The following is a 25901-nucleotide window of genomic DNA, read 5'->3' on the forward strand; positions in this document are numbered from 1 at the left end:
GACTATTGGTCCTTCAGCATCCCCGACCATCGTTTCACAATTCCGATCAACTCGCGGCGGTCAAACGGCTTGGCGACGTAAGCATCAAACCCCGCCTTGCGGCATTCTCTCGCTTCCATCGCCCCCGCTGTCATCGCAACTAGCGGCACATCAATGCCTCGCGATCGTAGCTCTTTCGCCGCCTGAAGCCCCGACATGACGGGCATCTGCAAATCCATCAACACGACATCAAACGGCGTGGCAGATTCGGTTGCCTCGACAACCTTCTGCACGGCTTCCAATCCGTTCCTGGCGATTGCAATGTCATCGCAGAAACCGCTAAGAAAGTGACTCAGCAGAAACACGATAGCCTCGGTATCTTCGACGATCAGCAGTGCGATACCGTTTTCACTAGGCGGCACCAGCTTTTTCGACGAATTGGGCATCTTGTGAATCATAGAAATCAGTCGGACTCGAGAAGGACGAATTGATTCCCAACGCAAATCATGTGCCAGATAGAGCGCAGAGTCCGTTAAGCCGGAGAGTAAGAACAGGGCCAGGCGAAATTCGATCGGTAGCGGTGGGCCGTCGGCGACAGGCGCCTAGTGATTCAATTCATGGTTGATCAAACACCGACCAACAAGGACTCGTGGCGAGCATCCATGGCTGTTCTTCACCCAATTTGATGGGGCTAAATGAAGTTATGCCGTCTGGCACACTGTTTGCATTTTATTTCATGCCGACGCCCGTGACGTCTCACGAGCCTGAACACTAAGAAGTCGCCCATTCCTCCCTCGGAGATATGAAATGAAAACTCTACAACTCTGTGCTGCAGCGCTGCTTACCTTCGCCACCATCGGTTGCGATGAGTCGGCACTAGAACGCGAAGCCGATGCGGTCCGCGACCAAACTCAGCAGCAGGCCGATAACATCCGTGAAGGTTCCCAGTCAGCCGCTGAAGCAACACGTGATGCGAGCCAGAATGCTGCTGAGGCAGTCCGTAACGCAACGGACAACGCATCCGACGCGGTACAAGATCGTGCGGAAACAAAAGCCGATGCCCTAGAAGAACGCGGCGAGACCGTCGCAGATCGCCAAGAGGAACTGGGCGAGAAGAAGGCTGACGCAGTTGAGAACAAAGGCGAAGCCAAAGCGGATGCTTTGGAAGACGCCGACGACAAGTAACCGTGGTCGGTAGCCGATCATTGCCGGCAACGCATTAGTTGGACACGGCAAGATAAACGTAACGCGGCCACAAGTAAAAGTGGCCGCGTGGCAATATTCACACGAAGCATGCCCCCCGTAGCCCGACGACTCGCCCGAGTCGCCGGGCTTTCTTTTTGATCTATGCCAACCGACGCGAACGGTTTGTCCAACCGTTCCATGCAGCGCGACCAGCCAGAGCCAAAGCAACCACCGCAATCAAACTGGCAATTGGGATTGTGTATCCGATAACCGATTCGCGAGACGCAATTTGTCCGAAAATCTCAACTTCGTACACAGCGTACGGTCGAGCTTTTGTCAGCAAGCGTAGACCTGGAGACGCAACTGCCCACGCTAGCCAAAACATGGCAACGCTAGCCAACACAAATGGCCGAACACGTCGTTTCGGGATGCCAGCCGATTCGCCGGCGGGGTTTGAAGAGATGATTTCGGCTGGTTTATACGGGTTCATGGCACGGATTCCACCGCGCGGTGACTTCGTAGCGAACGGCTCTGTGTAGCGGTGATCGTCGGCTAGACGCGTTCAACATCCAAGGTGACCACAAAAAAGGCACACTCAAATTCATTCGGTAACGCTCGGCTCTCAAGAGCGTCCAGCTGTCGCACCGTTTCGTTTGCGAACCGCCAATGATACGTTGAGCACCTCGGACGACTCGACAATTGTCGGGAAAAGTCCGCACGGGTGAAATTTGTTCCGATCAACTGTCATTCAGATTCAAGACGTCATGAAAGCCGCCACCATCAGCCAACTGAAAAAGGAACTGGTCCGATTAGACTACGACGACTTGATGGATGTGTGCGTACGTTTGGCCAAATTCAAAGTCGAAAGCAAAGAACTGCTGACGTATCTCCTGATGAGATCAGATGACGAACTGGGGTACGCCAACGATTTGTGTGACGAGATTGATCTGCAACTGACCACACCCGGTCGCATCCACAAAAAGACGCTTCGCAAAGTCGTTCGCTGGATGGACAAGTCGCTACGATTCTCCGGCAACAAGGAAACCGAGTTGCAAGTGCGAATTCATTTTTGCCGCCGAATCAAGGACAAGAAAATTCGCTTTGGAAATTGCCGTATCAGCGCGAACATGTACGCGACCCAAATAAAGAAGATCGACAAGGCAATCGGCAAAGTACACCCGGACCTGCAATTCGATTTTACTCAGCAGATGCAAGGCCTCTGAAAACGACTCGCTGTACGGCGTGTCGTCCAGCGCGGTTTCCCGAGCAATGCGTCCCGCCACAGCCTTGCCTGACAATCGTCTATCACGAACAACGTTCTTATTCCCCTCCGAACATCCAGTCGCATTCTTCCGCGGCGTTTTAGTGCCCCCACCAAATCATGATTGAAATCGGCAAGACCTATGACTTAGAGGTCATCAAAGAGACTGAGTTCGGCGTCTTTTTAGATGCAGAGGATCAGGGCGAGATCTTGCTCCCCGGCAAGTACATGCCGGACGACTTAGCGGTCGGTGACGTCATCGAAGTCTTCCTCTATTACGACTCAGAAGATCGACCGATTGCGACCACGCAAGTTCCCAAGGCAGAGCTGGGCGAATTCGCTTACTTGCAAGTCAAAGACAACACCCCCGTCGGTGCGTTCTTAGACTGGGGATTGGACAAAGATGTCTTGGTCCCATTTGCAGAGCAGCATCGGCCGATGGTCGAAGGAAGTTCTTACATCGTTTATCTCTACCTTGATAAACAGGGCCGAATCACAGCGACGTCCAAAATCGACAAGATCGTTTGTGAAGACAACGAGCACAATTTTCGTGCGGAGGATAAAGTCGAACTGATCATCGCGAGCAGCACCGACCTTGGTTTCAAAGCGATTGTGGATCAAAGCCACTGGGGTTTGCTTTACAAAGACGAAGTGGACCAGCGGCTCAGTTTCGGACAAACCATCCACGGCTACATCAAACAAGTACGAGCCGACGGAAAGATTGACCTGAGCCTCAAGAGCGGTCGACAAATCCGCGACGCCTACAGTCATTTGATCCACGAATACCTCAATGATCACGACGGCTTTGCCCCCGTTCATGACAAGTCGACACCGGAGGAGATTTCCGAACTGTTCGGGATGAGCAAAGGGCAATTCAAAAAGGCGATCGGTGGTCTGTACAAACGCAAAGTCATCACGATCGAGCCAGATGGAATACGTCTGCTGTGACCTTTTCGCAGCTTCAGCGCGATGTTCGAAGCAAAAGGGCAAAGCAGGACACTTCGTCAACACAAAAGCTGAAACAAGCGCAGAATGCAGGTTGGGCGGCGACACCCCCACCTTGCGGCTTCAAACACATTGGCATCCACTGCCAGCAGTGTTCTCGCTGATTAGCCGACGCATGCTGGCCAGGGGGACTCAATGTTGGCAAAGCCGACTATACTGCCTCCCGTCCTCCGACTGACCACACGTCGGGCGGATTCTTTTCCATCCTGCCCGAGTGCAACCCCGAGCCGACTGTCATCTTTTGTTGACGACTTGCTCCTGACGCGATGCACTGGCAACTCCTTAGTCACAATCGATCTTCTAGATGAGTTTTGACCGCGGCGACCGACGAGACATTGATTGGCGCAATATCGAATGGGGCAGGATCGAAGAAATTCGTCCGTACCTTTGGGCATTGCCTGTCATTCTGTTGGGCGCACTTGCCTACACGTCCATCTACACCGTCCAGGCGGAATCACAGGGAGTGGTGCTGCGATTTGGCAAGTATGTCAAAACCGTTGATCCCGGCCTGCGATTCAAGTTTCCTTTTGGTATCGATCGCGTGTCCGTTCTCCCCGTGAAGCGGCAACTGAAACAAGAGTTTGGTTTTGGCACCGCTGGCGGCACCGACGCGACGCAGTTCTCTACCGAACAAAACGAAGAACGCAGCATGGTCACAGGCGACCTCAATGCGGCTACAGTCGAATGGATCATTCAGTATCGAATCCGCGAACCGCAACTGTTCTTGTTTGAAGTCCGGAACCCAGGCGAAACACTTCGCGACATCTCCGAATCGGTCATGCGTACCGTCGTCGGTGATCGAACGGTCGACGAAGTGATCACGGTGGGACGTCAGGAGATTGAAGCCGACGCTTTGCTGCAGTTGCAAGAAGTCGTCAATAAGTACCGGCTTGGTTTAAGCATCGATCAAGTGCAACTGAAAAACGTCAATCCTCCATTGCCGGTTCAACCATCGTTCAATGAAGTCAATCAGGCTCAGCAAGAACGCGAAAAAATGATCAACGTCGCCAATGGCGAATACAACAAAGTCGTGCCTCGTGCCAGCGGCGAAGCCGAACAGAAGATCCAAGCTGCAGAGGGGTACGCGCTTAAACGCGTCAACGAAGCCGACGGCGATGTGTCGCGTTTTAATGCGGTTTTGACCGAATACTTAAAAGCCCCCGAGGTGACCAAGCGACGGATCTACATCGAAACGATGCGAAAAGTCGTTCCCAATATGGGCAGGAAAATCATCATCGACGAACAGGCCAGTCAAATTTTGCCGCTGCTACAACTGTCAACCGACACCCAAGGAGGCAAACGATGAAACGCTTCTCAATCCCCCTGCTCATTTTTGCGTTGGCATCGATTGCATTCCTTGCTTTCAGTTGCGTCTACACGGTATCGGAAACCGAACAAGTCATCATCACCCAGTTTGGCAAACCGGTTGATGAGCCGATCAGCGACGCCGGCCTGCATCTGAAGATCCCGTTCATCCAGGAAGTGACTCGCATCGAAAAACGCATTCTGGAATGGGATGGTCGGCCCAACGAGATGCCGACCAAAGACAAAACGTACATCTTGGTCGATACGTTTGGCCGCTGGCGTATCAGCAACGCAAAACAGTTCTTTCTACGACTACGTGACGAGCGAAGTGCCCAGTCCCGACTCGACGACATCCTGGGCAGTGAAACTCGAAACGCAATCGCCAAGCACGAACTGATCGAAATCATTCGAACGACCAAGGATCGCCAGCCCGATCGCGACGCGACGTTGGCCGGCGCACCGGGAAACCTAGGCATGCTTTACCCAATCGAAACGGGCCGTGCCAAAATCGAACACGAAATCTTCACCAAGGCGGCTGGCAAGCTGACTGATTTTGGAATCGAACTGCTAGACGTTCGGTTCAAGCGAATTAACTATAACGAAAGTGTGCGGATGCGAATTTTCGAGCGCATGATCAGCGAACGCCAGCAAATTGCTGAGCGTTTCCGCAGTGAGGGCGCTGGTGAAGCGGCCAAGATCATGGGCAAGAGCGAGCGTGATCTGTTGAGGATCGAATCCGAAGCGTACAAGAGCGTGCAAGAAATCCACGGCGTCGCGGATGCCCGGGCGACAGAGATCTACGCCAAGGCGTACAACCAAAGCGATGAATCCGTTGCGTTCTATGAGTTCATCATGACGATGGAGTCGTACCAAGAGATGCTGGACCAAGAGAGCACCCTGATTATGACGACGGGAAGCGACATTTTCGGATTCCTGAAGCACATCGATTTGAAGAAAACCGATGCGGCAGGAAATTAGCAAGGCAGCGATTGGGAACCAATGATCCAACCCACTCAAATCGTTCCCGGCATTTGTGTCGACGAGTCTGGGCAAGCGACGGTGGATCCGTCGATGCATGACGTTCTGTTCGATCTTGCTCTAAACTTAGAAGAGCCAACCGATTTGGCCGTCGACATGCAGCATGTAGTTGCGGCATTGGTGCTTGCACGTCGCGATGAACAGGTCGACGAATCGGCCCGCATCAAAGCCAACGATCAACAGCTCATCAAATTGCTGGTGCCTCACATCAAATCCGTGTTCTCTCTTTACAACGGACAACTGGGCGCCGACGAATAGGCGTCAACGAATAAGCGATTGGCCAAGCACTCCCTTGTGTCATCGCCTTTCACAGCATCCAGTATCGGAGCAGCGTGAGCTGTCCGATCTGGACCAGGACGACTAACCTGCCAAGGCACTACCGTACCGCGTAGCAGGCTTCTGCTTCTTCACGCTGGTAGCCAAAGAAGCAGTTGGCTTTGATGACTTCCGCGACCTTTGGCGGCACCATCGTTTCCCAGGTGCTGTCACCGTCTTTGATCTTTTGCAACACGTCGCGCGAGAAGATCTGCAAGCACTCGGGATCGAAATTGTCCAACGAATTAATAACGCCGCGGCCTTGCAGATACCCATACAGCTGACGCAGGTCAGGAGAAATTTTCAGGTCGTCGCTGGTCATCAGTTCGCCTGTGTCACGATCTTCGCACGGATAGCAGTAGATCTTCAGTTCGTTCTTAAACAGTTTGCCAAACGACTCCAGCACTCCGCCTTCGAGTTCGGTGTAGTACTTTTCGTCAAACACCTGACACAGGCTGTGGGCCCCCATGGTCAAGGCGATGTGTTCGCGAGTGTAGCGGGACAGGTAAGCAGCCAAGCGGTAGTATTCAAAGTAGTCGGAGATCAAAACCGTCATACCGCACGCCGCCATGACATCGGCACGCGCCAGGAAATCTCGCAGGTCAATTGTTCCGTCGGCTTTCAAGTTGCTCATGGTCAATTCCATGATCTGAGCAACTTCCTTGCCTTCGTTTTCGGGAAGCTGCGAAAATTTCTCGTTCGCACAATGCAGCATGTCCATGTTGACATTGCAGACCGGGCGAAAACTGCCACGTTCGATCAAGATGGGTTTCTTGTAGAAAAACTCCGATGGCTGAAGCACTTCGCCATCACTGGAGAACATCGCCGCACCGCTCAGTCCCAATTCCACCAAGCGTAGGCTCATCAATCGGTTGTCGACGTTGCGAAACGCGATTCCCGAAAATTCGATCATGTCGATTTCGATCCGGGAGGTTGACAGTCCATCCAACAACGAAGCGACCAATTGATCGGGTTCGTGATTGAGTGCAAACGCACCGTGCACCAAATTGACGCCGACGATCCCCAGAGCTTCCTGTTGTAAGGCCGCATCATTATCGAGCATGCGGACGTGGATAATGATCTGGCTGTCTTCGTCTCGCGGATGGGCTTGGAATTTGATCCCCATCCAACCGTGACACTCATTGGTGCCGCGGAAATTCCGAGCGGACACAGTGTCTGCAAAAGCGAAGAACGACGTCGTTTGGCCTCGTACATCGCTCAGTCGATCGAGGTTCAGCGAATGCTCTTGGTCCAGCATCGCTTGCAAACGTTCGCGGCAAACATATCGTTTTGCCCGACCGTAAATGGCATCGCTGACTTGCATGTCGTACGCCGACATGCTTTTGGCGATCGTGCCTGCTCCGCCGCCCACACGGAAGAACCAACGCACAACTTCTTGTCCCGCACCGATTTCAGCAAACGTGCCGTAGCAGCGAGGATCCAAATTAACTGCGAGTGCTTTCTGGCGAGTGTCCAGCGATCGCGTTTCGTTCTGATTGAGTGCTGTGCGATACATGGTGAGTTTGCCCCGATGGAAGTTTGTTTAGATGAAGTGTATTGGTCAATAAAACTTTTCTGTCGCGTGACCTCTCCCATCGGGAAAGTGCGTCGGATGCGACGAATGCTATGAGGCGATACGCCTGAGCCTTGTATTGTCTCGGTCCGCGTCCGCCCTCCTGAAACCAGCAGGGCAAACTTGGGATTTTAATCACGGGCGTTCGCATGGAATGTCTGTGATCGTTTGCTCAGTCGAGCGTCAATCAAACAGCAGCTTGGCTTTTCGACGGACGAGGCGCGGCCAAGCGTTTTTCGCCGAAGACGACGGGCCGAATTCCTAGCAACATGGCTGACCCGAACGCGGCGATGGGAGCCAAGAAGCTCAGCAACGCGCCCATTTTGATCGAATCCTGGATGCCACCGGGAACCGGGAATGCGGCCGTGGAAACAAACAGTGCCACCGTGAATCCGAAGCTTGCGATACAGCCCAGGACGATGACGTGTTTCATCGTCATTCCGCTTGGCAATTCCAACTTCAGGAAACGCACAGCAGCGTAGGTAAATAGTCCGATGCCAAGAGGTTTGCCCAGGAACAATCCGGCTGTCACCAGCCACGTGCCGGCGGCAAAACTGGAGAACACCACGCCTGCATTGGCGAGAGCAAACAAGCCCAGGATCAGTTCGACGGGGTTTTTCCACCAATGTTCAAACTGGTTCAGAGTATCGGTTTGCTTGCTGTCGTCAGCAAACAGTCCTTTGTCGGTTGCAGCGTGCGGTAGCGTGGGAATGATCGGAACCAGCCCCAGAGCCGCATGAATGCCCGACATGTAAAACGAGATCCAGCTGAGCACACCTGGGATGATCAGATACCACCAGAAACTACGGACTTTGAAACGTCGCATCGTCAATCCGATGCCAATAGCGGCAACGGTAAGCAGCAACCACGAAAAGCTGGTCGCGGCAGTCGGATAAAACACAGCCAAAATTGCTAACCCAATTGCATCGTCGGCGATCGCCAGCAACAGCAAGAACGAAATCGCGGGGTGACCGGGACCAAAGATCAGCTTTGCAATCAGGTAGCTAAAGGCGATGTCGGTCGCACAAGGGACGGCCCATCCGTTTCCGAGATCGTCAAAACGCCCCAGTAACAGTGCACCGCCAAGGTAAACAACAGCGGGCCCAATGACTCCACCTGCAGTACCGATCAGCGGAGTGGCTGCTTTGCGAATGTCCGAAAGTGCTCCTCCAGGCAGGACGGCTTCCCAGACTTCTTTTGCGGCAATGGCAAAGAACAATGCCATCAGAATATCGTTGACCAAGAAGTGAAACGTTGGCCCGTGACTTCCATGCCCATCGGCATGAACGGCACCGAAGAGCGCACGCAAGTCGAAGTGCATGAAGTGGTTGTACGTATCATGCCCCCACGCTGCGTCCAGGTTGGCCCACAACAGTGCGACCACCGAACCGGCGACAAGGAAGATGGAGTTTTCGTAGAGAAAATTGCGAATTCGGTCTTTGGTCGTCGTCGCTATTGGATCGTGCATATCGTCGTGCCCCGAAGAGTTTCCATTATTTTGCAAGGATGATCGATCCGCGATCGAACAATCGCATCGGCGGATCTTTGAACAGTAGGTCGGACAATCCTTTGTCGCTGCGATGTTGTGGGGTTTGTCCGCGATCCCTCGCGAAGGTCTGATTGATTGCTGCGAATTGTCGTTTGATGGGCAAAAGCGTGTTTCCGACGCGTGACGTTCGTCAAAAGTCGAAAACTTAGATCTACGTCTTGGTACTCGGATGCGGTCTGGCGCTAAGATTCGGATCGAATGAGTTGAGCAACGTGTTCGCCACCGATGATCAGAGGACAAACGACATCGTCGGCGCCCACTTTGAACATCCTGCTAGCCAATTCGTTGCTGTGCGCAAAACTGATCACTTGCAGATCGGTCCCTAGTCCTTTACCGCTGATCGTGATCAATAGGTTGTCGTAATCCGATTCGGTCGCCGCCACCAAGTATTTTGCCGCCAGCGCGTTAGAGTCCACCAACGCCATTTCCGATTTGGGATCGTCATCGATCACGGGCATTTCCGGTGCAATGCGACGGATCGATTCAATTTCGTCTTTGCTGTCCGCGATCGCGACGACCGGAGTTCCTTCGGCGATCAAGCGTCCGATGACCGTCATGGCTGTGACGCCACCGCCACACACGATGACGTGGTCTTTCATTTGGCTAATCATCTTCTTTTCCTTTTGCATCAAAAAGCGGCCACTCAGTTCGCCGCTCACCAAAATGGTTGTGATTCCGGCAGTCCAACATGCCATCAGCACGATCGAAACCGTGATCAGCATCGAAGTAAATATCCGACCCTGTGGCGTCAACTCTTGCACTTCGCCGAACCCCACGGTCGACAACGTGATCAATGTCATGTAAATCGAATCGGCGAACGGCCAGCCTTCGATCAAGACGTACCCACACGTTCCGCCGATGATCAGGATCGCGACCATCGATGTAAGCGTTCGTTGAAAACTGTTTCCAAACACCGTTGTCCCCTTTGCTTTTTGGCTATCAGCCGAGTGTTAGGCCGTACAAATTTCACGGATCGCGGCGTACTGTTCTGTTGATCGGGCGCGAAGTTCGTCGTCGTCCAGCGCAGTGATGTAGTCATCCAACGCAACGACGGGTTCAAACGAATCGACGGGGTCAAATCCGATGCCCCAACAACGTGCCGCGTAGTTGGCGGCAATCAGCGACATCGACGTTTGATCTGTTACGGCGTCGATGTTGGCATGGTGATTGTTGATGGCAAGCACGATCGAAGGAGGCAGTCCCCATTTTTGTCCGCATGTCTTGCCAAGTGCCGGGTGGGTAGTGCCGAATCGATTGCTTTCATGCTGGGTTGTATCGCCCTGAGCGTCTTCGGTGATCAGGTCGGCGTAGTCAGTGCCAGCTGCGTTCAGCAAAACCAGCTTGCCGATGTCATGCATTACGCCAGTCAGAAACGATTCGTCCGGATTGGGAGCCTTGCTTTTCCAAGCGATCTGGCGTGCAAGCGTGCCGATGGCCAACGACTGATAGTAGGTCTGTTGGCGTATCGCCTGGCATTCGCAGTCGCCTTGATCAAACATGGCGCCCGCCGCAGCGGTGAGTGCCAAGTTGGAAACCGATTTGAAACCCAGAATGACAACCGCGTGTCCGATCGTCGTGATGCTCCGCGAAGCTCCATACAATGGACTGTTGGCGATGTTCAGCACTCGCGAACTAATGGTAGGTTCGCATTCGACTAGTGCGATGATATCGCGAACGTGCGTTTCGTCGTTGTTCAGTGCGGCCACCAATTGAGCAGCCGTCGCGGGAAACGGCGGTAACGCGAACGTAAACTCCGTCGAAGGTAGCGGTGATTTGATCGTCTCTAACATGGTTTGCCCCCTGCAATCACGTTCAAATGTTTTCGTTTGACATCGGTTGAGGCTGAACCGCGTGGTTCAATCCCGTGCTATCGATTGGCGTGTCGCTCAAGGCGACGTATCTATTTTGGACATGACGACCGATAAAGTGGGCCGCTTGGCATCCGAAAACAACCAAGGTTTGGTGCGGTGGTTGATGCGGCCGCGGTCTTCCGGCTTCACCCAGAACAGCTTTTCGACTTGCCCTCGAAGAGCCACTGATTTTGACAGACTTCGTTGCAAACCCGTTTGGCTGGGGACGCTGGCCCAGACAATGATTTCGATCCGCATGTCAGGTTGCCGAAGCTTGCTGATCGATTCAGAAAGTAGCTCCATCGCATGACGGCTCATATCGCCGGTGTCAGGATCAAACGGTTCAAAAGAATCAAAAACGACTTGCCCTGTCAGCGGACTGTTCGTTTTCAGACCGATCGTCTTTTCCATCTCTTCCAAGAACTTCTGAAAGTTCTCTTTATCACGATCCTTGACCCGATCCTTCTTGTCGGAATCGTCCGGGCCGACGTTGCCGGCTTGGTCCTGATTCTTTTCCAGGTTTTCGGCGAGCGCGTAAATCGGTTTTTGCGATACCTGTTGAATCATGTCCGAAGAACGTTTGCCCGGCATGTGCCCAGGCATTCCGGAACTGGAGAACGCTTTGACAAACGACCCCGTGCCGGAGTACATGTTGGCGCCGGTTTGTTCTTTGGCCAGCGAATTGAGCACGATAAAGAACGCCAGCAACGCAGTCATTGTGTCGCCAAACGACACAAGGTACGCCTTGCTGGGCATGCTCGGTTCGATTTTTTTTCGTTTGCCCATCTTTAGCTCTCGTACCTTTCCATCACAAACCGGACGACTTCGGAATTCATTTCGCTGACAATTCCGATGCCGACTTGTCCAGGACGAGTCTTTTCGACGTGATAGAGGTGATGTGCAAACGCACTCGCACGCGGGGCCATGGACTGACTTGATATCTCAATCGCGCAATGCACTGGCAATGCTCGCAGTTGCTCGGACAGCTTGTTGGCTATCTCGACACCCTTGCGAGTCAGGTTGTTGTTTTGGTTGACCAGTTCAGACAATTTCAGCTCGAATGAAAACGAATTCATCACGTCCTTCTTGGCCTGTTCTTCGCTGACCGATTCCAATCCACGCCCGACCGCTTTGGTCACGCTGTCTTGAACCGTTGGTGGCATTTCGCTGCCATTCAGCGCGATCCGTGCCGCTCGCGGACGAAAACGCTGGCTCCAAGAATCTTTGTCGATCTGTTTGTGTTCATGGCCCGCGACCCCGGTCGATCCGGCTTCGCCATTAAAACTGACCGTGATTTTCTCGAACCGCTCCGGTTCAGTGGTTGCAAACGTCAGTAACAGAATGAAGAACGTCATCAGCAACGTGATCACGTCGCTGTACGTCATAAACCACGCTGGGATATCCTCAGGTGGATCGGATTTAATTTCCTTCTTCATCAGGCAGCCTGCTTGCTTTCGGTAGCGCGAGACTTAGGTGCCAGGAAGGTAACGAGTTGTTCTTCGATCGCACGTGGTGTGGCTCCTTCGCCCAACAGCGCAACACCACGGATAATCAATTCGCGCACCATGGTTTCTTCGGCGCTGCGTGCTTCCAGTTTTCCCGCCAACGGAATGCAGCAGACGTTTGCCACGATCGCGCCGTAGAGTGTGGTCAACAATGCCGTCGCCATACCACCACCGATCTTGCTGGGGTCGTCAAGTGCTCCCAACATCTGAACCAATCCGATCAGTGTACCGATCATGCCAAACGCAGGTGCAGCGGCCCCCATTGAATCGATCATTTTTTTGCCACCCTGGTGCCGTGACTGGATGTAACCCAGTTCGGTTTCCAGCATGTCGCTCACTTCGGTTGCCGACGAACCACCGACCAAAGATTCCAGCCCACGTCGCATGAAGTCATCGCTAACGTCAGCGGCCTTTTCTTCCAGAGCAAGTAGCCCATCTTTACGGACAACTTCAGCAAACGCTTTGAACTGCGCGATGGTTTCGGCTGGCGCGGGTAGTTTGAAAAGAAAACATTTCAACACGACCCCAAACGTACCGAACACACTTTTGAGTGGGAAGTTGATGAACGTTGCCGCCGTCGCACCTCCAAACACAATCATGCCACTGGGGATGTCAACAAACGGCATCAGTCCGCCGCTGCCCATCATGATCGAAACGAGGATCAATCCGAAGCCGAGGATCAGTCCGATGATGGTTGCAATGTCCATGAGCTTGTTTGTCACTTATCGCGAGTTTCACGCGAACAGAGGGATTGGTGTGCAATCGCACCGATTGAAAGTGCATCGGATGCGGGAGGTAGACCGAACAACCAAGGCGTAATGATTGAGTCAACTTGGTCGATCAATTGACTCTTACCCATGGCTTGCGTAAGAAGGCCGCAAATCGGGTTTTCACCCACTACATTGGCGACTTTGAGGGAATACCCTCAGCAGGAGAGTGCGGATATCACGTCTTTTGCGGGCCTGGACCAACACCGGGCATCTCAAGTCCCGTCGCCCGCAATGACGATACAAGTGGTATGACCGGAATCTTTTCACAACTGAATTCGTTGAACCATGCTCTGCAGGGAACGCAAGAAAACCATCGCGTTCTCAGTCAGAACATCGCCAACTACAACACGCCGGGATACAAAACCCAGCGGTTGGATTTTGACCAACTGATGAGCCAACTTCAGGCCGCCGGGAAGTCTCCCGATGAAGCTGCCAAGCTGATCGCCCAGGCCCCCGTCGAAGAAGCTCAGGGACTGGCCGAGCGTGTCGACGGCAACAACGTGGACCTGGAACGCGAAGTATCCGAACTGAAAAAGAACGCACTGACATCGCAGGCCTACACGCAATTGATGGCGTCCAAGCTGGCCATGATGCGTCGAGCCATTTCCTGATACACCCGAGCGGCTTCGGCTGGCACGACGAACTGAGGTATTCAACATGTCTGGTAACTTTTCTTCGATCGACATCAGCGCGTCCGGTCTCGCCGCCGAACGTCTGCGGATGGAAGTGGTCGCCAATAACATCGCCAACGCTGGCACGACGATGACCGACACCGGTGATCCGTACCGTAGGCAGAGTGTGGTGTTTTCCGCTGCGATGGACCAAGCAGCCGGCGCAAACGGAAACGGGCAACGCTACGGCGTCGAAGCGATTGGTTTGGAAGCCGATCAGTCGGAATTTCCGATGGTCTACAACCCCGGCCATCCACACGCTGACAAAGACGGATTTGTGAAGATGCCAAACGTGCAGATTTCACACGAAATGGTCGACTTGATCACCGCAAGCCGTTCCTACGAAGCGAATACGAAGGCGATCAGCGTCTACAAAGAGATGATTCAGCAAACCCTGTCGCTGCTGCAAGGAGGCCAGTAATGGCTGCGTTACCGCCAATTGGAGGTAGCCCTCCGGTGGCGCCGACGACTGCGGTATCACCTAACAAAAAGTCCGAAGGCGCGTCCGACAATCCGTTTGAAAAACTTCTTACGGAAACGGTACAGGATCAAAAATCATCGGAGGCCGCCGTTGCCGATTTGGTGGCGGGGAAAAATGACAACGTGCAACAAGTTGTGATGCAAGTTGTCAAATCCGAAATGTCGTTTCAACTGTTCATGGAAGTCCGAAACCAGTTGATCGAATCCTACAACGAACTGATGCGGATGCAGTTCTAAACTGCTCTAGCTGCTGGTCCATCACCTTCGACTGCCACTTAAACAAAGTCCCCCTGACCACGTGAACATCGTCAAACCCTCCATCGACGCCCTGCTAAAGATTTGGCAGGAAAATTCGCCCGCGGCCAGGATAGGCATCCTGTTGCTGGCTGCGTTGTGCGCGGTCGCCATTGGCGGGGTTGGATACTGGTCGGTGCAACCCAGCTACGTCGTGCTGGTCAGCGAATCAGAAAGCGGCAAAGTCGACAAAGTGGTCGACGCACTTGATAAAGCTGGCATCGACTACCAACTCTCGGGTGCTGGCGGCAATCTAATGGTCGATAAACGCGACTACGCCAAAGCACGCCTATTGGCTCGCAGCAATGGCGTTGCTGATTCCGCGACCGCGGCGGTGGGAAGTCTTGGTGGCGCCTTTGGCAGCCCCACCGAACGACGCAACATGGCTCGTGTTCAAAAACAATTGAACCTTGCCAGCACCATCAAGAAACTGACCGTCATCGAAAACGCCGACGTTCACTTGAACATCCCCGACAAGGGACCGTTCGAGCGAAAGAAATCAACGCCATCGGCCAGCGTACTGCTGACTTTGACGCCCGGTGCACGCTTGTCCGATCAACAAGCGCTGTCGATCGCTTCGTTTGTCGCCTACGCAGTCGAAGACTTGGCACCCAAGGCCGTTCAGATTACAGACAAGGATGGCCGCAGCTACACGATTCCGGATGACCAAGTCGCACAAATCAACAGCCAAGTCGAATACGTGGCCGAAGCGGAACGAAAACTGGAGCAAAAAGCCCAGACACAACTGCTGCATTTCCTGGGATTCGGAAATGCCAGCGTCCAAGTCAGCTTGGACTATACATTCAAATCCGGGTCGATCACCAAAACGGACTACGACCCGGACGGCAAAGTCGCCAGTGAAGAAGATCTGGTGTCCGAAACCACGTCCAACGTCGATGCCCCCGCGGTAGGCCCCGCCACCGTCGCGGCAAACGTGGACGGCAAACGGCGTGCAAAATCAAATGTTCAGAGCAAAACAGAGAACATCAAAACAACTTATCTGGTGCCCAAGACGGAAGAAACGCAGGCCAATTCCACTCCGGTTCGCAATTTGATGACCGTCAGTGTTCTGGTCAATTCGTCTGCCGAAGGCTTGAACGACAAGGACGGCAATCCACTGCCTGGCTTGAACGAGAAAGTCGCAGCGATTGTCAAAAACGCCGTCGGTTTTAAAGAAGACGTGGATGCCATTTCCGTCGAACTGCTGCCGTTTCCCTCAAACGACATCAGCGCCGAAGCCGTTGCGGCACCGTTTGATTGGTCCGGCCTGAAATCGATTATTGAAAGCGCGTCTTTGGCGATCGCTGCTTTGGCGGCATTTGTCATGGGCATCATGATGCTACGTCGATTTCGCCCCATGCCGGAACCCGAAGCAACCGCGTCCAGTCCTCAAATGGACCGTCAGCGGATGGAGAACGTCAATCAGTTGTCCAGCTTGATCAAGGATAACCCCGAAGTCTTTGCACAGATTGTTCGTTCGTGGTCCGGTGCCGAAGAGACCGATTCTTCCAAGGAACGCCGCGCGGCGTAAGGACGGGGGAACCGCTCAACCATGACCATGCTGACTCGACCCGAAAAACTCGCTCTGTTGCTCAATTTATTGGGCGACGACGCGGTTGCGCTGGCCAAAGACGGATTGCCCGGTGGGCTGAATGCTGACCTAAACACGGCGTTGGAGGACTTTAAACAGTATCCTCCCAACCAAGACGAAATCGATTTGGTGCTGGACGATTTCGAGGCGTACTTTTCGTTGGCCATGAAAGCCGTCGACAATCTCCAAGGTGACGAACCAGGCAGCGAGCCCGAGCCGACACCCACGCCGGTTCCGAAAGTACTCCGACTTCCTGAAGAACAGTTTGACGTTGAGTTCGGCCCGACCAAAAAATTCAATCCGCCCAAGCTAAGCGGCAATGCGGTCATGGATCTCAATCGCCTGCATCCGTATCAGGTCGCTCATGCACTTCGCAACGAGCGCCCCGAAATCATCGCGATCGTTGTCGGCAAACTGGCCAGCGAACACGCGGCAAAGACGTTGGAGAACTTGCCCGATGCACTGCGAGCAGGGGTGTTCATCGGTTTGGCAAAACCTCCTGTGACCAAACCGCGAATTCAAGATATCGTTTTGGAAAAGACCCTGGAGATGGCGTTGGCTGTCGAAGAGCGTCAAAGCGAAGAAGAGTCGTCGGAGAAAATGGCAAGCCTGATGCGATCGCTGCCAAAAGCCGTTCGCGGACCGATGCTGGAACAACTCGCCGAATCCGACCAAGCACTTGCCGATGAAGTCAAAAAGAATCTTTACCAGTTCGACGACCTAACGCGTCTGGAAGATCGAGATCTGCAAAAGATTCTGGGCCAGTGCCAAACCGATTCGTTGGTTGTCGCGTTACAAGGATCCGACGAAACCCTGTTGGCTCGCATCTTGGGCAACATGTCCAAACGAGCCAAGGAATCGTTGCAGGAAGAAATGGAATTCAAAACCAACGCCAAGGAAGAAGAGATCGATGCCGGACGGGCCGAAGTGGTCGCGATCCTGGTTTCGCTCGATGAATCCGGGGAGATCACGCTGGAATAACATGTCGCAATTTCATATCACTTTTCCCAAATCACTCGCATCGATTTCCTCGGTCGACTCTCGATTAACCGTGATCGATCGATCCAAGCTAGGCAGCACGCCACACGAAGAAAGGGCGGACGACCAAGCCATCGGCGCGCTTAACGCAATCGCGCGACGATTACATGAGATGCAGGATTCACTGAACACGCAGACGCATGACCTAAGCGAACAGGTTTCGCAAGCCGCCACCGAGATCGCCCGCGCCGTACTGAACGATCAAGAACTGGTCCAAAACCGAGCCTTGCAGTTTGTGCAAATCGCCATGGAACAGATTCAATCCGATGTCAAAAAAACAGCCTTCGTCCATCCGACTTGTGTGGAAACCATCCAAGCCTGGGTCGATCAATCGGACATGGATCAACTGAACGTCGTCGGTGACGCGATGGTCGCTCCGGGTGACTGCCGCGTGGATTGTGGCGACACCGGCGTGACCGCAACACTGGATGCCTTTTTGGAATCCATTCACGCTCAATCTCAACAACCACACTAACAAAACCAATCGTTCGCTCCATCGCAGCAAAGCCTCCCTCCCCCACAATCAACGACACGATGTCAGCTATTCAGCCAAGCCAATGGATTCGCGCCACCGGTCGCCTCAAGAGCGTCAGCGGCCGAATCTGCGCCAGCATCGACGCCGGTTTGGGCGAACTTGTGCAGATCATGTCATCGTGCGACAAACCGGTTTTGGCCGAAGTCATTGGGTTTGAAGACAACCTGGTCCAACTGATGCCGTTTGAATCGGAGAACAATTTCCGACGTGGCAACATGGTCATCGGCACGGGTCGCCGGATGAGAATCCCCGTTGGAATGCATCTACTGGGCCGCGTGCTTAACGCCGTCGGCCAGCCGATCGACTCACTCGGGCCGCTTCGTCGCGACCAAACGACTCCGTTCGTGATGCAATCACCCGATCCACTTTCACGACCAGCGATCACCGAACCACTGGTCACGGGCGTTCGAGCGATCGATTCGATGTTGACGATCGGCAAGGGCCAACGCGTTGGTTTGTTTGCTGGCAGTGGTGTCGGCAAGAGCACACTGCTTGGCGAAATCACGAAGCACGCGCAATCCGATGTCAACGTCGTCGCACTGGTCGGCGAACGGGGACGTGAAGTGCGTCCGTTTATCGAAGAAAGCTTGGGCGAAGAAGGCCTTCGGCGCAGCGTGGTCATCGTGTCGACATCGGACCAACCGCCATTGGCAAGAATTCGTGCCAGCGAAGCCGCCGTCGTCATGGCCGATTGGTTTCGTTCGCAAGGCAACAATGTTTTGTTGATGCTGGATTCGCTGACACGTCTGTCGCACGCCCAGCGTGAACTGGGTCTGCTGGTGGGCGAACCGCCCACATCGCGTGGCTACACGCCAAGCGTGTTTCAAAAAATGGCTCAGGTTTTGGAACAACTGGGCACTAACGAAAAAGGTTCCATCACCGGACTGGTCACTGTGTTGGTCGATGGCGATGACATGAACGAACCGGTCGCCGACGCAGCCCGTTCGATCTTGGATGGGCACATTGTTCTAAGCCGCAAATTGGCTCACCAAGGGCATTTCCCTGCCATTGATGTACTCAGTAGTGCCAGCCGTCTGTTCAATGACATCACCACGGACTCGCACAAATCGCACGTCAACCGCGCTCGCAACATCATTGCACGCTACCGCGAGGTCGAGGATTTGATTCAGATCGGAGCCTACAAACAAGGCGTCGTCCCGGAATCGGATCTTGCCGTCGCGAAGTTTCCAGCAGTGACTCAGTTTTTGCAGCAGCCTCTCAATGCATCCAGCGATTTCCCGACGACGCTGGCGGAACTTGACCAGCTAAACAGCATGATCGGAGTGGCGTCATGAGTGTTGGCAAACAAAAGATCACACGCGTTCAACGACTGCAATCGATCGAAGAAAACAAACTCAACGCTTTGTCGGTCGAGCTAGCCGTCGTCCAGGCTGAACTGGCCAAACTTCACGAAAAGGCTCAGTCCGTTCAATCCGCAATCAATTCAGCGACACTCCCCGACGACGCTCATCAAGTCGAAAGCCATCAGCAAAGCCTGGTCTGGCTCAGCCACCTAGAAAAACAACTTCAAAGCATCGCCGCCAAGGTCACTGAATCGGAAGCCATTCGGGACGACACTTTGCAGCGAATGATCGCACAGAAAGTAAAGGTCAACGGCTGGGAAAAGCTCACCGACCGGATGCAAACGGAACTTGACCACGAGACTCAAGCCGTCGAATCCCTTGATGCCGACGATCGCTACCTAAACAATCCAGTCAAGAGGTAAACCATGAAAACTATCATCGCCGCCGTCGTAACGTGCATGGTCTTGTTTGGCGTATCGGCCGCAACAACGCACCTATTTTTAAGCGAACCGCCAGCCGACGAAGAAACGGAAGTGGCAGAGAACGCCGAAGGCGAGGAGATCGCCGACGAATCGCCGGTCCGTGCGATGCCAGTCGCGTTTCGCCCGGAGAGTGCCGTTTCGGTCGAAGCGGTTTTGCAGATGAGCGATTCGATCAAGAAAATGGAGCAGCAGATGGCGACTCGTCAGCAGCGACTTGCCAAAGACGAACAACGCGTGCAGCTGCTGTTTGACGATCTGGCGACCGAGCAAGATGAACTGCGTGCATTCAGCGAAGGCATCGACGCAAAAGTCGACATGGTCAAGCGTTTGAATTCATCCCTTCGCGAGACTCTGGACCAACTGGACGCTCGCAAAGCAGAACTACAGAAACTGGAAAAAGACACCGGTTCGGACGAACAATCGCAGCAAGAAGACATGGACAGCCGCGTCAACGATGTCAAAAGTTGGTTCGCGGGTTTGGAAGCCGAACAGGCCGCAGATTACCTAAAGGAGTTTGCCAACAACGGCAAGCTTGCGTTCGCGGCGTCGCTGCTACAAAAGATGCCTGACCGACAGAAAGCAAAGATCTTAGAGGCAATGAGTGACCCGATTTTGGTCGATCAATTAATAGACGCACTAACGATTCGACCAAAGAAAAAATAGCCGAACCATCGAAAGGTCCCCTCGCGAAATCGCGTAATGTACGGGACTTGGCGAAACCGCCGAATCGATGACGTTGTTCGTTTACCCCACCTAAGGAAGCAACCATGGAATTTGAAGACGCAGTGGCGTTGGGGCATCAATTCTTTTGGATGGCATTGATACTTTCGGCGCCCGTCGTGATCGTCAGTCTGGTCGTTGGTTTGATGATCAGCATCGGTCAAACGGTCACCAGCATTCAAGAACAAACGCTTTCGTTTGCACCACGAATCGTTGCCGTGGCGTTCGTGCTAATGGCACTTGCAAACTGGTATCTGACGATGTTGCAAACCTACACCGTCAACTTGATGACTCAAATGGTCGAGTTTGTCAGATGATCCCGGCCGAGCAACTGACGCTCTTTATGCTGGTGCTGACACGAGTCTCCGCATTCATCGCGTTTTTTCCCCTGTTTAGCAAACGACAGCTCCCCAATCTGGTCAAGGTTGGAATGGCGGCGTCGTTGGCGATCTTCTGGACGCTGGAAGTGAATACCAGCGTGGATACATCAGAGATCGGCGACTTGGCCAGCCTGATGGGCATGCTAATGATCTTCAAAGAGATGATGATCGGGACCATTTTATCCATGGCTCTCGGACTATTCTTTTGGCCCTCCAAGATTGCCGGGGCCTATGTCGGCCAGGAACTGGGTTTGTCGTTGGCGTCGATCAGTGACCCGGGCAGTCAGGATTCGTCAACGTTGGTGACGCGACTGTTCGACACCTTTTTGATCCTGATGTTCTTTTCGCTCAATCTGCACCACTTCATCATCTTGGTGATCCACGAATCCTTTCAACACTTTTTGACCAGCGCCAATCTCTTTGAACTACCAACGGAGTACATGGCGCAGTGCATGAACGTGGTCAACGACTATGGCCTGCTAATCGCTGCACCGCTGATGATCTTGTTCATGATGGTGACACTTGTTTTGGCATTTCTGAACAAGGCCGCGCCCAGCTTGAACCTTTTCACCGTGGGCATGTCGCTGCGAGCCGGGTTGGGCGTGTTTTGCCTTTTCCTGTTCTGTCCCATCGTATTTGCAGCCATGCAAACGTACTTGTTTCGCGTTCAAGACGATATCGAAGAACTCTTGCGGATGATGTAGTCGTGCTTGCCGCCGACTGACCTGTTCGCTCCCGTCCCACACCGCAAATCCTAGCACCACACGATTGACCGATGGCTGGTGATCAAGATCGCGATCAACGTACCGAAGACGCAACTCCGCAGCGGATCGCGAAAGCCCGCGAAGACGGACAAGTCGGCTTCAGCGCAGACTTCATGAGCGGCATTGTGATCGCGACGGGTGTGTTGATGTTTTGGACGATGGGAGGAACTTTCTTCCAAGCGATTTGCGACGCGATCACCAATCGAATGACTGACTTCGAGGCGATGTTGGTCGATCCTCGCATGATGATCCCCGCGTTTATGGGCGACGCTGGTGCGATCGGCATTGCTTGTGGCGCTGTGTTGTTGCCGATCGGCATGGTCGCCGGCGTGAGCGGATTGATGCAGACAAGTTTCAATCTAAGCATGAAACCGATGGAACTGAAGCTTGACAAGATGAGCGTCAAGTCAGGGTTCGGCAGGATCTTTTCGACCAAGAGTTTGGTCAAAGGCGCTCAGTCGATCGCCAAAGCGTCGATCATCATTTACATCGTCTACTTCATCGCAAACTCCAAAAGCGACGAGATCGGTTTGGCGGGCTTCGGATCGTTTCGCGATCTGATGTTCTTGATGTGCGAAATCTTGATGTACGCGTCCGCCGCCATCGCCGCCATGATGCTGGTGTTGGGAATCATCGACCTTGGCTACCAGAAGTACAAACATTTGCAGGACCTGCAGATGAGCATGCAAGACATCAAGGACGAACACAAAGAGTCCGACGGTGACCCGATGATCAAGGCTCGTATTCGACGATTGCAAATGGAAATGGGTCGCAAGCGCATGCTGGACGACGTGCCCCAAGCCAGCGTCGTGATCACCAACCCGACTCACTTTGCCGTCGCGGTCCATTACGATCGAGACACGATGCAGGCCCCCGTGGTGCTGGCCAAAGGGGCCGACCACCTGGCTCGAAAGATCATTGCCATCGCCAAAGAAAACGGTGTCGAAGTGATCGAGCGAAAACCAGTCGCGCGATTCTTGTACGCAAACGTGGATATCGGCGGCGCCATCCCAGCAGAACTCTATGCCGCCGTTGCCGAAATTCTGAACTTCGTCAATCGCCTGCGTGCGGGAATCTAAACGAAGCGTCTCAGTTGCAAGACACCGCGTCACGGACGTGATCGGTGGATTTTGCAGAAAGTGCTTGACACGGCTTCGCGGCTCTTGTATTACTACAGTAACACAAGGGTGCAAGCATGTTATTACACATCTCTTCGGACGGGCCTCCAATCTATCAACAGATTGTCGAGCAAATTCGTTTTCGAATTGTTTCGGGCCAACTTCGTGTCGGCGATGAATTGCCAACCATTCGCGGCTTGGCGGAAACCTTACGGGTCAATCCCAACACCGTGGCGCGAGCGTATCGCGAACTCGCGCACGATTCTCTGGTCGAAAAACGCCGCACGACCGGGACTTTCGTCGCTGAATTGCCCAAACAAAAGGGCATCGCTCAGCGTCGAAAAATGATTGCTCCGGAAGTCGATCGACTGCTGATCAGTGCCCGCCAATTGGGCATCGAACTGAATGATCTAACGCAAATGCTAACCAAACGCGACCGTGAACTCACCGACAAAGAGGCCAAGTCATGAGCGATTCGATTCACACCAAAGTTGCCGTGTCCGTCGAAGGCCTTTCGCGGTCCTTTCGCGGCAAAGCGGCTCTTTCGGACGTCAATTTGTTGATCCCCGAGGGCAGCGTATTTGGGCTGGTGGGTCTAAACGGTGCGGGTAAAACGACGTTGATTCGGCATCTTATGGGACTCTTGAAAGCCAAACATGGCACCGTGCGTGTGTTTGGCCAAAACCCCGTCGAATCGCCCGATAAGCTGCTTAAACGCGTCGGCTACATGACCGAAGAAGACTCGTTGCCCAAGTGGATGCGAGTCGGCGACATGCTGGATTTTTCACGTGCGATCTATCCCAGTTGGGACAACGCTTACTGCGTGGAACTGTGCGACATGTTTGGATTGACTCGCACTGCCAAGCTGAGCGAAATGTCCAAAGGTCAACGTGCTCGAGTCGGTCTGCTGATCGCGATCGCGCACCGGCCCGAACTGTTGATCTTAGACGAACCCAGCAGTGGCCTGGATCCGATTGCCCGCAGCGACATCTTAGAAGCAATCATCCGTACGGTCAGCGAAGACGGCCGAACGGTTCTCTTTTCCAGCCATCTGTTGGACGAAGTCGACCGTGTTTGCGACAGTGTCGCGTTAATGCTTAACGGCACGATCATTGAATCGATCACGGTCGAAAAACTAGAAAGCCGATACAGCGAGATCATCTGTCGTCCAAACGAATCTTGGGCGCATGCTCCCAGTGTACCCGGTGTTTTTGGCTGGAAATCATCTGTCGATGAATGGTCTGCTGTCGTGGATGACACGGCCCTAAAAGATCGCTCGCAATTGGACGCTCTGCCAATCACACAGACTCGCGACATTTCGTTGCTTCGCTGGTTCGCGGCGAGAACGGGAAAAGTCCCCGTCGATGACGCCAATGAGTCCACAGCGAACGACGCGGAGGAACCAAGCCATGTCTGATGCAATTGCCCTGGCACGACTGATGCTGGCCCGAACCCGTTTTCAAATGGTGGCTTGGTCGGCTTGGATCGCACTGAGTCTGATGATCACGTTTATGGTCGGAGAGATCTTTGGCGACAAGAACGCGATTCCCATTTTGATCCTGCTGACCTTTCCAGCGATGCTTTGGTCGCTTGCCATGTTTGAGTTTGGCAATGTCGAAACTGCGTTTGCTGGTCAAAGCGGATACAGCCACTGGCTGATGCGATTGCCACTGTCGAACCACACGTTGGCCCTGGTGCCGTTAACGCTGCGGTTCGTTTGGATCATCGGATTCTTTGCGACGCTCTACGGCGTATCAGCCTTTTACGCTGAAGCGAAGGTTCCGTTCTGGTCGTTGTTACTGGTCTACATGGCTGGCGGCGTTTGGACGTCAGTGATTGCTTGGCGTCCCTGCCGAAATGCGTTGACGCGAATGATCATGATTCTGGTTGCCGGTTTTCTTTACTACTGCTTGTTCGCCTGCGTCATTCTGGCTGGCAGCCCCAGACGAATTGATGGATGGATGGTGCGAGACTATCCGGATTTAGTGCGTATCGTCGTTTACGTGGTAACAGCGATCGCGTTCGGCAGCGGACTTCTGATGGCACTGCGATCCCTTTCTCTTGCTCGCACCAACCACAATGGGCTGGTGCCCGAAACGAAAACAAAATTTGCTGGCTGGTGGGGGCGGATGGATGAGTTCTTTGCGCCCGACGCGTCAAAGGAAAAGTTCCACCCCAATGCACGGCGTGCACTCGCGTGGCATGATCTCCGACGCGCATTGCTAGTGAACGAGCAAACGTTACCGATTGTCATCGCCACCCTGATACTTTTGGGAATGGCTTTTCTGCCTTTGCAGGCGGCCAACTTTATCTTCGCGTTCCTGCTGCTTACGAACCTGGGAACGATCGCAGGAAACGGGTTAATTGAACCGACCAAACTGCGAGGCTCCAGCTTGCCTCCTTACATCGCTGCAAGCCCAATGACCTGTGCCGAGATTGGGTTTACGCGAGGAGCAACCACGATTCGGTTTGCGTTTGCCTGCTCGATGCTCTTTTGGATCTCATACGGTATCTGTTTGTTGATGCCGTACAACCAACCAAGACTGTCGGCTTGGATCAACAGCAACAACGTGGCATACGGCGACGACTGGGCCGGCTATCGCTGGATGGCACTAGTAGCGTTGGCTTGCGTGGCCATTGTGCCTTCTCGAATCCTGGGATTCGTTTGGCCGACGTTGACTGGCCGATCGCGATTAGCAATGTTTGCCTTGGTCGCGCCACTCTTGCTAGTTTTCGGCGGGATCTTCGTCGTGACCTTTTGGTTTTTGAAACAGACGGATTGGGAATCAGCTCAAGCCAATGCGCTTTACTGGGCCACATGGATTCCAACTGTCATTGCCGTGATGCTGGCCGTCAAGCTGGCCGCGACCTTCGCCGCCGCAAATCGCTCGCTGGCCAAAGATCTGATCACCTTCAAAACGGTAGCTCAAATCTCAGTCGTCTGGTTTGTCGCGACCATCGTCGTGGCGGGCATCAGCCAATGGTTGATTCCCGACGTTCGAGTGCATTTCGTTTGGACGTGGATGGTGACAGCCGTGGTTTTACCGATCGGAAGAATATTGATATTGCCGTATGCGGTTTGGCTCAATCGCTATCGATAGCCGCGACAGCGACGGGTGCGGTGATGCAACCGTTCGTCACCGATGCGGTCCGGCATGCGATCCAATCATCGCGTGCGAATCGCTGCAT

30 protein-coding genes are annotated in these 25901 nt (G+C 53.6%); 21 read left to right on the forward strand and 9 right to left on the reverse strand.

Translation table 11 applies throughout. The features are described 5' to 3' along the window. Positions 1 to 2: 2 nt before the first annotated feature. On the reverse strand, positions 3 to 425 hold the full coding sequence (locus K239x_RS14805) for a response regulator (RefSeq protein ID WP_419188971.1): 423 nt from the start codon (positions 423 to 425) through the stop codon (positions 3 to 5). A gap of 361 nt (positions 426 to 786) precedes the next feature. Here K239x_RS14805 and K239x_RS14810 point away from each other — a divergent pair, with 361 nt between their 5' ends. Continuing rightward, complete coding sequence (locus K239x_RS14810) at positions 787 to 1164, forward strand: hypothetical protein (protein WP_145418966.1); 378 nt, start codon at positions 787 to 789, stop codon at positions 1162 to 1164. Between the two features lie 160 nt (positions 1165 to 1324). On the opposite strand, the gene K239x_RS14815 is transcribed toward K239x_RS14810, so the two are convergent. Then, positions 1325 to 1654 (reverse strand): hypothetical protein, encoded by a 330-nt coding sequence (locus K239x_RS14815; protein WP_145418968.1) that lies wholly within the window; start codon positions 1652 to 1654, stop codon positions 1325 to 1327. A 274-nt stretch (positions 1655 to 1928) separates the two neighbouring features. On the opposite strand from K239x_RS14815, the gene K239x_RS14820 reads away from it, so the two are divergent. The 5 genes from K239x_RS14820 to K239x_RS14840 all read left to right on the forward strand — a co-directional run bounded on the left by K239x_RS14820 (position 1929) and on the right by K239x_RS14840 (position 6031). After that, a complete protein-coding gene (locus K239x_RS14820) occupies positions 1929 to 2387 on the forward strand; it encodes a hypothetical protein (protein ID WP_145418970.1) in 459 nt (152 codons plus the stop codon). A 158-nt stretch (positions 2388 to 2545) separates the two neighbouring features. Next, positions 2546 to 3373: a CvfB family protein gene (locus tag K239x_RS14825; protein WP_419188972.1), complete on the forward strand. Its 828-nt coding sequence runs from the start codon at positions 2546 to 2548 to the stop codon at positions 3371 to 3373. A gap of 361 nt (positions 3374 to 3734) precedes the next feature. Next, positions 3735 to 4736 (forward strand): FtsH protease activity modulator HflK, encoded by a 1002-nt coding sequence (gene hflK / locus K239x_RS14830; RefSeq protein ID WP_145418974.1) that lies wholly within the window; start codon positions 3735 to 3737, stop codon positions 4734 to 4736. Next, positions 4733 to 5713 carry a protease modulator HflC gene (gene hflC / locus K239x_RS14835; protein ID WP_145418976.1) on the forward strand — a complete coding sequence of 327 codons (981 nt, stop codon included), beginning with the start codon at positions 4733 to 4735 and terminating at the stop codon, positions 5711 to 5713. Before hflK ends, hflC begins: the two co-directional genes overlap by 4 nt. A gap of 21 nt (positions 5714 to 5734) precedes the next feature. After that, positions 5735 to 6031 carry a hypothetical protein gene (locus K239x_RS14840; protein ID WP_145418978.1) on the forward strand — a complete coding sequence of 99 codons (297 nt, stop codon included), beginning with the start codon at positions 5735 to 5737 and terminating at the stop codon, positions 6029 to 6031. Positions 6032 to 6149: 118 nt separating this feature from the next. On the opposite strand, the gene K239x_RS14845 is transcribed toward K239x_RS14840, so the two are convergent. The 7 genes from K239x_RS14845 to K239x_RS14875 all read right to left on the reverse strand — a co-directional run bounded on the left by K239x_RS14845 (position 6150) and on the right by K239x_RS14875 (position 13287). Then, a complete protein-coding gene (locus K239x_RS14845) occupies positions 6150 to 7604 on the reverse strand; it encodes a TonB-dependent receptor (protein ID WP_145418980.1) in 1455 nt (484 codons plus the stop codon). A 244-nt stretch (positions 7605 to 7848) separates the two neighbouring features. Continuing rightward, positions 7849 to 9129 (reverse strand): Na+/H+ antiporter NhaA, encoded by a 1281-nt coding sequence (locus K239x_RS14850; protein ID WP_145418982.1) that lies wholly within the window; start codon positions 9127 to 9129, stop codon positions 7849 to 7851. Between the two features lie 263 nt (positions 9130 to 9392). Further along, positions 9393 to 10088, reverse strand: coding sequence for a potassium channel family protein (locus K239x_RS14855; RefSeq protein WP_145418984.1), 696 nt, complete (start codon positions 10086 to 10088; stop codon positions 9393 to 9395). A 72-nt stretch (positions 10089 to 10160) separates the two neighbouring features. After that, positions 10161 to 11000, reverse strand: coding sequence for an HDOD domain-containing protein (locus K239x_RS14860; RefSeq protein WP_145418986.1), 840 nt, complete (start codon positions 10998 to 11000; stop codon positions 10161 to 10163). Between the two features lie 96 nt (positions 11001 to 11096). Then, the gene (locus K239x_RS14865; protein ID WP_145418988.1) at positions 11097 to 11846 is read right to left on the reverse strand and encodes a flagellar motor protein MotB; all 750 of its coding nucleotides are present in this window, start codon (positions 11844 to 11846) and stop codon (positions 11097 to 11099) included. Between the two features lie 2 nt (positions 11847 to 11848). Next, positions 11849 to 12496 (reverse strand): flagellar motor protein MotB, encoded by a 648-nt coding sequence (locus tag K239x_RS14870; protein ID WP_145418990.1) that lies wholly within the window; start codon positions 12494 to 12496, stop codon positions 11849 to 11851. Next, positions 12496 to 13287: a motility protein A gene (locus K239x_RS14875; protein ID WP_419188973.1), complete on the reverse strand. Its 792-nt coding sequence runs from the start codon at positions 13285 to 13287 to the stop codon at positions 12496 to 12498. The genes K239x_RS14870 and K239x_RS14875 overlap by 1 nt, the downstream gene beginning before the upstream one ends. A 296-nt stretch (positions 13288 to 13583) precedes the next feature. On the opposite strand from K239x_RS14875, the gene flgB reads away from it, so the two are divergent. The 15 genes from flgB to K239x_RS14950 all read left to right on the forward strand — a co-directional run bounded on the left by flgB (position 13584) and on the right by K239x_RS14950 (position 25813). Continuing rightward, the gene (gene flgB, locus K239x_RS14880) at positions 13584 to 13946 is read left to right on the forward strand and encodes a flagellar basal body rod protein FlgB (RefSeq protein WP_145418994.1); all 363 of its coding nucleotides are present in this window, start codon (positions 13584 to 13586) and stop codon (positions 13944 to 13946) included. A gap of 46 nt (positions 13947 to 13992) precedes the next feature. Continuing rightward, positions 13993 to 14427 carry a flagellar basal body rod protein FlgC gene (gene flgC / locus K239x_RS14885; RefSeq protein ID WP_145418996.1) on the forward strand — a complete coding sequence of 145 codons (435 nt, stop codon included), beginning with the start codon at positions 13993 to 13995 and terminating at the stop codon, positions 14425 to 14427. Further along, positions 14427 to 14723, forward strand: coding sequence for a flagellar hook-basal body complex protein FliE (fliE, locus tag K239x_RS14890; RefSeq protein ID WP_145418998.1), 297 nt, complete (start codon positions 14427 to 14429; stop codon positions 14721 to 14723). Before flgC ends, fliE begins: the two co-directional genes overlap by 1 nt. Before the next feature lie 61 nt (positions 14724 to 14784). Further along, on the forward strand, positions 14785 to 16311 hold the full coding sequence (fliF, locus tag K239x_RS14895) for a flagellar basal-body MS-ring/collar protein FliF (protein ID WP_419188974.1): 1527 nt from the start codon (positions 14785 to 14787) through the stop codon (positions 16309 to 16311). Between the two features lie 27 nt (positions 16312 to 16338). Beyond that, the gene (locus tag K239x_RS14900) at positions 16339 to 17352 is read left to right on the forward strand and encodes a FliG C-terminal domain-containing protein (RefSeq protein WP_419188975.1); all 1014 of its coding nucleotides are present in this window, start codon (positions 16339 to 16341) and stop codon (positions 17350 to 17352) included. 1 nt (position 17353) lies between these two features. Further along, on the forward strand, positions 17354 to 17884 hold the full coding sequence (locus tag K239x_RS14905; protein WP_419188976.1) for a FliH/SctL family protein: 531 nt from the start codon (positions 17354 to 17356) through the stop codon (positions 17882 to 17884). A 59-nt stretch (positions 17885 to 17943) separates the two neighbouring features. Then, on the forward strand, positions 17944 to 19239 hold the full coding sequence (locus K239x_RS14910) for a FliI/YscN family ATPase (protein WP_145419006.1): 1296 nt from the start codon (positions 17944 to 17946) through the stop codon (positions 19237 to 19239). Beyond that, the gene (locus K239x_RS14915) at positions 19236 to 19670 is read left to right on the forward strand and encodes a hypothetical protein (protein ID WP_145419008.1); all 435 of its coding nucleotides are present in this window, start codon (positions 19236 to 19238) and stop codon (positions 19668 to 19670) included. The genes K239x_RS14910 and K239x_RS14915 overlap by 4 nt, the downstream gene beginning before the upstream one ends. A gap of 3 nt (positions 19671 to 19673) precedes the next feature. Further along, positions 19674 to 20393 (forward strand): MotE family protein, encoded by a 720-nt coding sequence (locus K239x_RS14920; protein WP_145419010.1) that lies wholly within the window; start codon positions 19674 to 19676, stop codon positions 20391 to 20393. A 104-nt stretch (positions 20394 to 20497) separates the two neighbouring features. Then, positions 20498 to 20767, forward strand: a complete 270-nt coding sequence (locus K239x_RS14925) for a flagellar biosynthetic protein FliQ (protein WP_145419011.1) — start codon at positions 20498 to 20500, stop codon at positions 20765 to 20767. After that, complete coding sequence (locus K239x_RS14930; RefSeq protein ID WP_145419013.1) at positions 20764 to 21534, forward strand: flagellar biosynthetic protein FliR; 771 nt, start codon at positions 20764 to 20766, stop codon at positions 21532 to 21534. Before K239x_RS14925 ends, K239x_RS14930 begins: the two co-directional genes overlap by 4 nt. A 71-nt stretch (positions 21535 to 21605) precedes the next feature. Then, entirely contained in the window at positions 21606 to 22673 is a 1068-nt protein-coding gene (locus tag K239x_RS14935; protein ID WP_145419015.1) for an EscU/YscU/HrcU family type III secretion system export apparatus switch protein, read from the forward strand. A 116-nt stretch (positions 22674 to 22789) separates the two neighbouring features. After that, positions 22790 to 23182, forward strand: a complete 393-nt coding sequence (locus K239x_RS14940; protein WP_145419017.1) for a GntR family transcriptional regulator — start codon at positions 22790 to 22792, stop codon at positions 23180 to 23182. Continuing rightward, positions 23179 to 24129, forward strand: coding sequence for an ABC transporter ATP-binding protein (locus tag K239x_RS14945; RefSeq protein WP_145419019.1), 951 nt, complete (start codon positions 23179 to 23181; stop codon positions 24127 to 24129). Before K239x_RS14940 ends, K239x_RS14945 begins: the two co-directional genes overlap by 4 nt. Beyond that, positions 24122 to 25813 (forward strand): hypothetical protein, encoded by a 1692-nt coding sequence (locus K239x_RS14950; protein ID WP_145419021.1) that lies wholly within the window; start codon positions 24122 to 24124, stop codon positions 25811 to 25813. Before K239x_RS14945 ends, K239x_RS14950 begins: the two co-directional genes overlap by 8 nt. Positions 25814 to 25901 lie beyond the last annotated feature (88 nt).

This window comes from Stieleria marina, assembly GCA_007741555.1.
Classification (GTDB): Bacteria; Planctomycetota; Planctomycetia; order Pirellulales; family Pirellulaceae; genus K23-9.

What these genes read in the sequence shown, in the direction of transcription:
- K239x_RS14940 (WP_145419017.1), top strand. Translation starts at nt 22,790, where the DNA reads ATGTTATTACACATCTCTTCGGACGGGCCTCCAATCTATCAACAGATT.
- K239x_RS14905 (WP_419188976.1), top strand. Translation starts at nt 17,354, where the DNA reads ATGTCGCAATTTCATATCACTTTTCCCAAATCACTCGCATCGATTTCC.
- K239x_RS14900 (WP_419188975.1), top strand. Translation starts at nt 16,339, where the DNA reads ATGCTGACTCGACCCGAAAAACTCGCTCTGTTGCTCAATTTATTGGGC.
- K239x_RS14920 (WP_145419010.1), top strand. Translation starts at nt 19,674, where the DNA reads ATGAAAACTATCATCGCCGCCGTCGTAACGTGCATGGTCTTGTTTGGC.
- K239x_RS14840 (WP_145418978.1), top strand. Translation starts at nt 5,735, where the DNA reads ATGATCCAACCCACTCAAATCGTTCCCGGCATTTGTGTCGACGAGTCT.
- K239x_RS14910 (WP_145419006.1), top strand. Translation starts at nt 17,944, where the DNA reads ATGTCAGCTATTCAGCCAAGCCAATGGATTCGCGCCACCGGTCGCCTC.
- K239x_RS14930 (WP_145419013.1), top strand. Translation starts at nt 20,764, where the DNA reads ATGATCCCGGCCGAGCAACTGACGCTCTTTATGCTGGTGCTGACACGA.
- K239x_RS14805 (WP_419188971.1), bottom strand. Translation starts at nt 425, where the DNA reads ATGCCCAATTCGTCGAAAAAGCTGGTGCCGCCTAGTGAAAACGGTATC.
- K239x_RS14950 (WP_145419021.1), top strand. Translation starts at nt 24,122, where the DNA reads ATGTCTGATGCAATTGCCCTGGCACGACTGATGCTGGCCCGAACCCGT.
- K239x_RS14810 (WP_145418966.1), top strand. Translation starts at nt 787, where the DNA reads ATGAAAACTCTACAACTCTGTGCTGCAGCGCTGCTTACCTTCGCCACC.
- K239x_RS14915 (WP_145419008.1), top strand. Translation starts at nt 19,236, where the DNA reads ATGAGTGTTGGCAAACAAAAGATCACACGCGTTCAACGACTGCAATCG.
- flgC (WP_145418996.1), top strand. Translation starts at nt 13,993, where the DNA reads ATGTCTGGTAACTTTTCTTCGATCGACATCAGCGCGTCCGGTCTCGCC.
- K239x_RS14945 (WP_145419019.1), top strand. Translation starts at nt 23,179, where the DNA reads ATGAGCGATTCGATTCACACCAAAGTTGCCGTGTCCGTCGAAGGCCTT.
- K239x_RS14935 (WP_145419015.1), top strand. Translation starts at nt 21,606, where the DNA reads ATGGCTGGTGATCAAGATCGCGATCAACGTACCGAAGACGCAACTCCG.
- fliE (WP_145418998.1), top strand. Translation starts at nt 14,427, where the DNA reads ATGGCTGCGTTACCGCCAATTGGAGGTAGCCCTCCGGTGGCGCCGACG.
- K239x_RS14825 (WP_419188972.1), top strand. Translation starts at nt 2,546, where the DNA reads ATGATTGAAATCGGCAAGACCTATGACTTAGAGGTCATCAAAGAGACT.
- K239x_RS14815 (WP_145418968.1), bottom strand. Translation starts at nt 1,654, where the DNA reads ATGAACCCGTATAAACCAGCCGAAATCATCTCTTCAAACCCCGCCGGC.
- K239x_RS14850 (WP_145418982.1), bottom strand. Translation starts at nt 9,129, where the DNA reads ATGCACGATCCAATAGCGACGACGACCAAAGACCGAATTCGCAATTTT.
- K239x_RS14870 (WP_145418990.1), bottom strand. Translation starts at nt 12,496, where the DNA reads ATGAAGAAGGAAATTAAATCCGATCCACCTGAGGATATCCCAGCGTGG.
- K239x_RS14820 (WP_145418970.1), top strand. Translation starts at nt 1,929, where the DNA reads ATGAAAGCCGCCACCATCAGCCAACTGAAAAAGGAACTGGTCCGATTA.
- K239x_RS14855 (WP_145418984.1), bottom strand. Translation starts at nt 10,088, where the DNA reads ATGGTCGCGATCCTGATCATCGGCGGAACGTGTGGGTACGTCTTGATC.
- K239x_RS14860 (WP_145418986.1), bottom strand. Translation starts at nt 11,000, where the DNA reads ATGTTAGAGACGATCAAATCACCGCTACCTTCGACGGAGTTTACGTTC.
- K239x_RS14845 (WP_145418980.1), bottom strand. Translation starts at nt 7,604, where the DNA reads ATGTATCGCACAGCACTCAATCAGAACGAAACGCGATCGCTGGACACT.
- K239x_RS14865 (WP_145418988.1), bottom strand. Translation starts at nt 11,846, where the DNA reads ATGGGCAAACGAAAAAAAATCGAACCGAGCATGCCCAGCAAGGCGTAC.
- K239x_RS14925 (WP_145419011.1), top strand. Translation starts at nt 20,498, where the DNA reads ATGGAATTTGAAGACGCAGTGGCGTTGGGGCATCAATTCTTTTGGATG.
- hflK (WP_145418974.1), top strand. Translation starts at nt 3,735, where the DNA reads ATGAGTTTTGACCGCGGCGACCGACGAGACATTGATTGGCGCAATATC.
- flgB (WP_145418994.1), top strand. Translation starts at nt 13,584, where the DNA reads ATGACCGGAATCTTTTCACAACTGAATTCGTTGAACCATGCTCTGCAG.
- hflC (WP_145418976.1), top strand. Translation starts at nt 4,733, where the DNA reads ATGAAACGCTTCTCAATCCCCCTGCTCATTTTTGCGTTGGCATCGATT.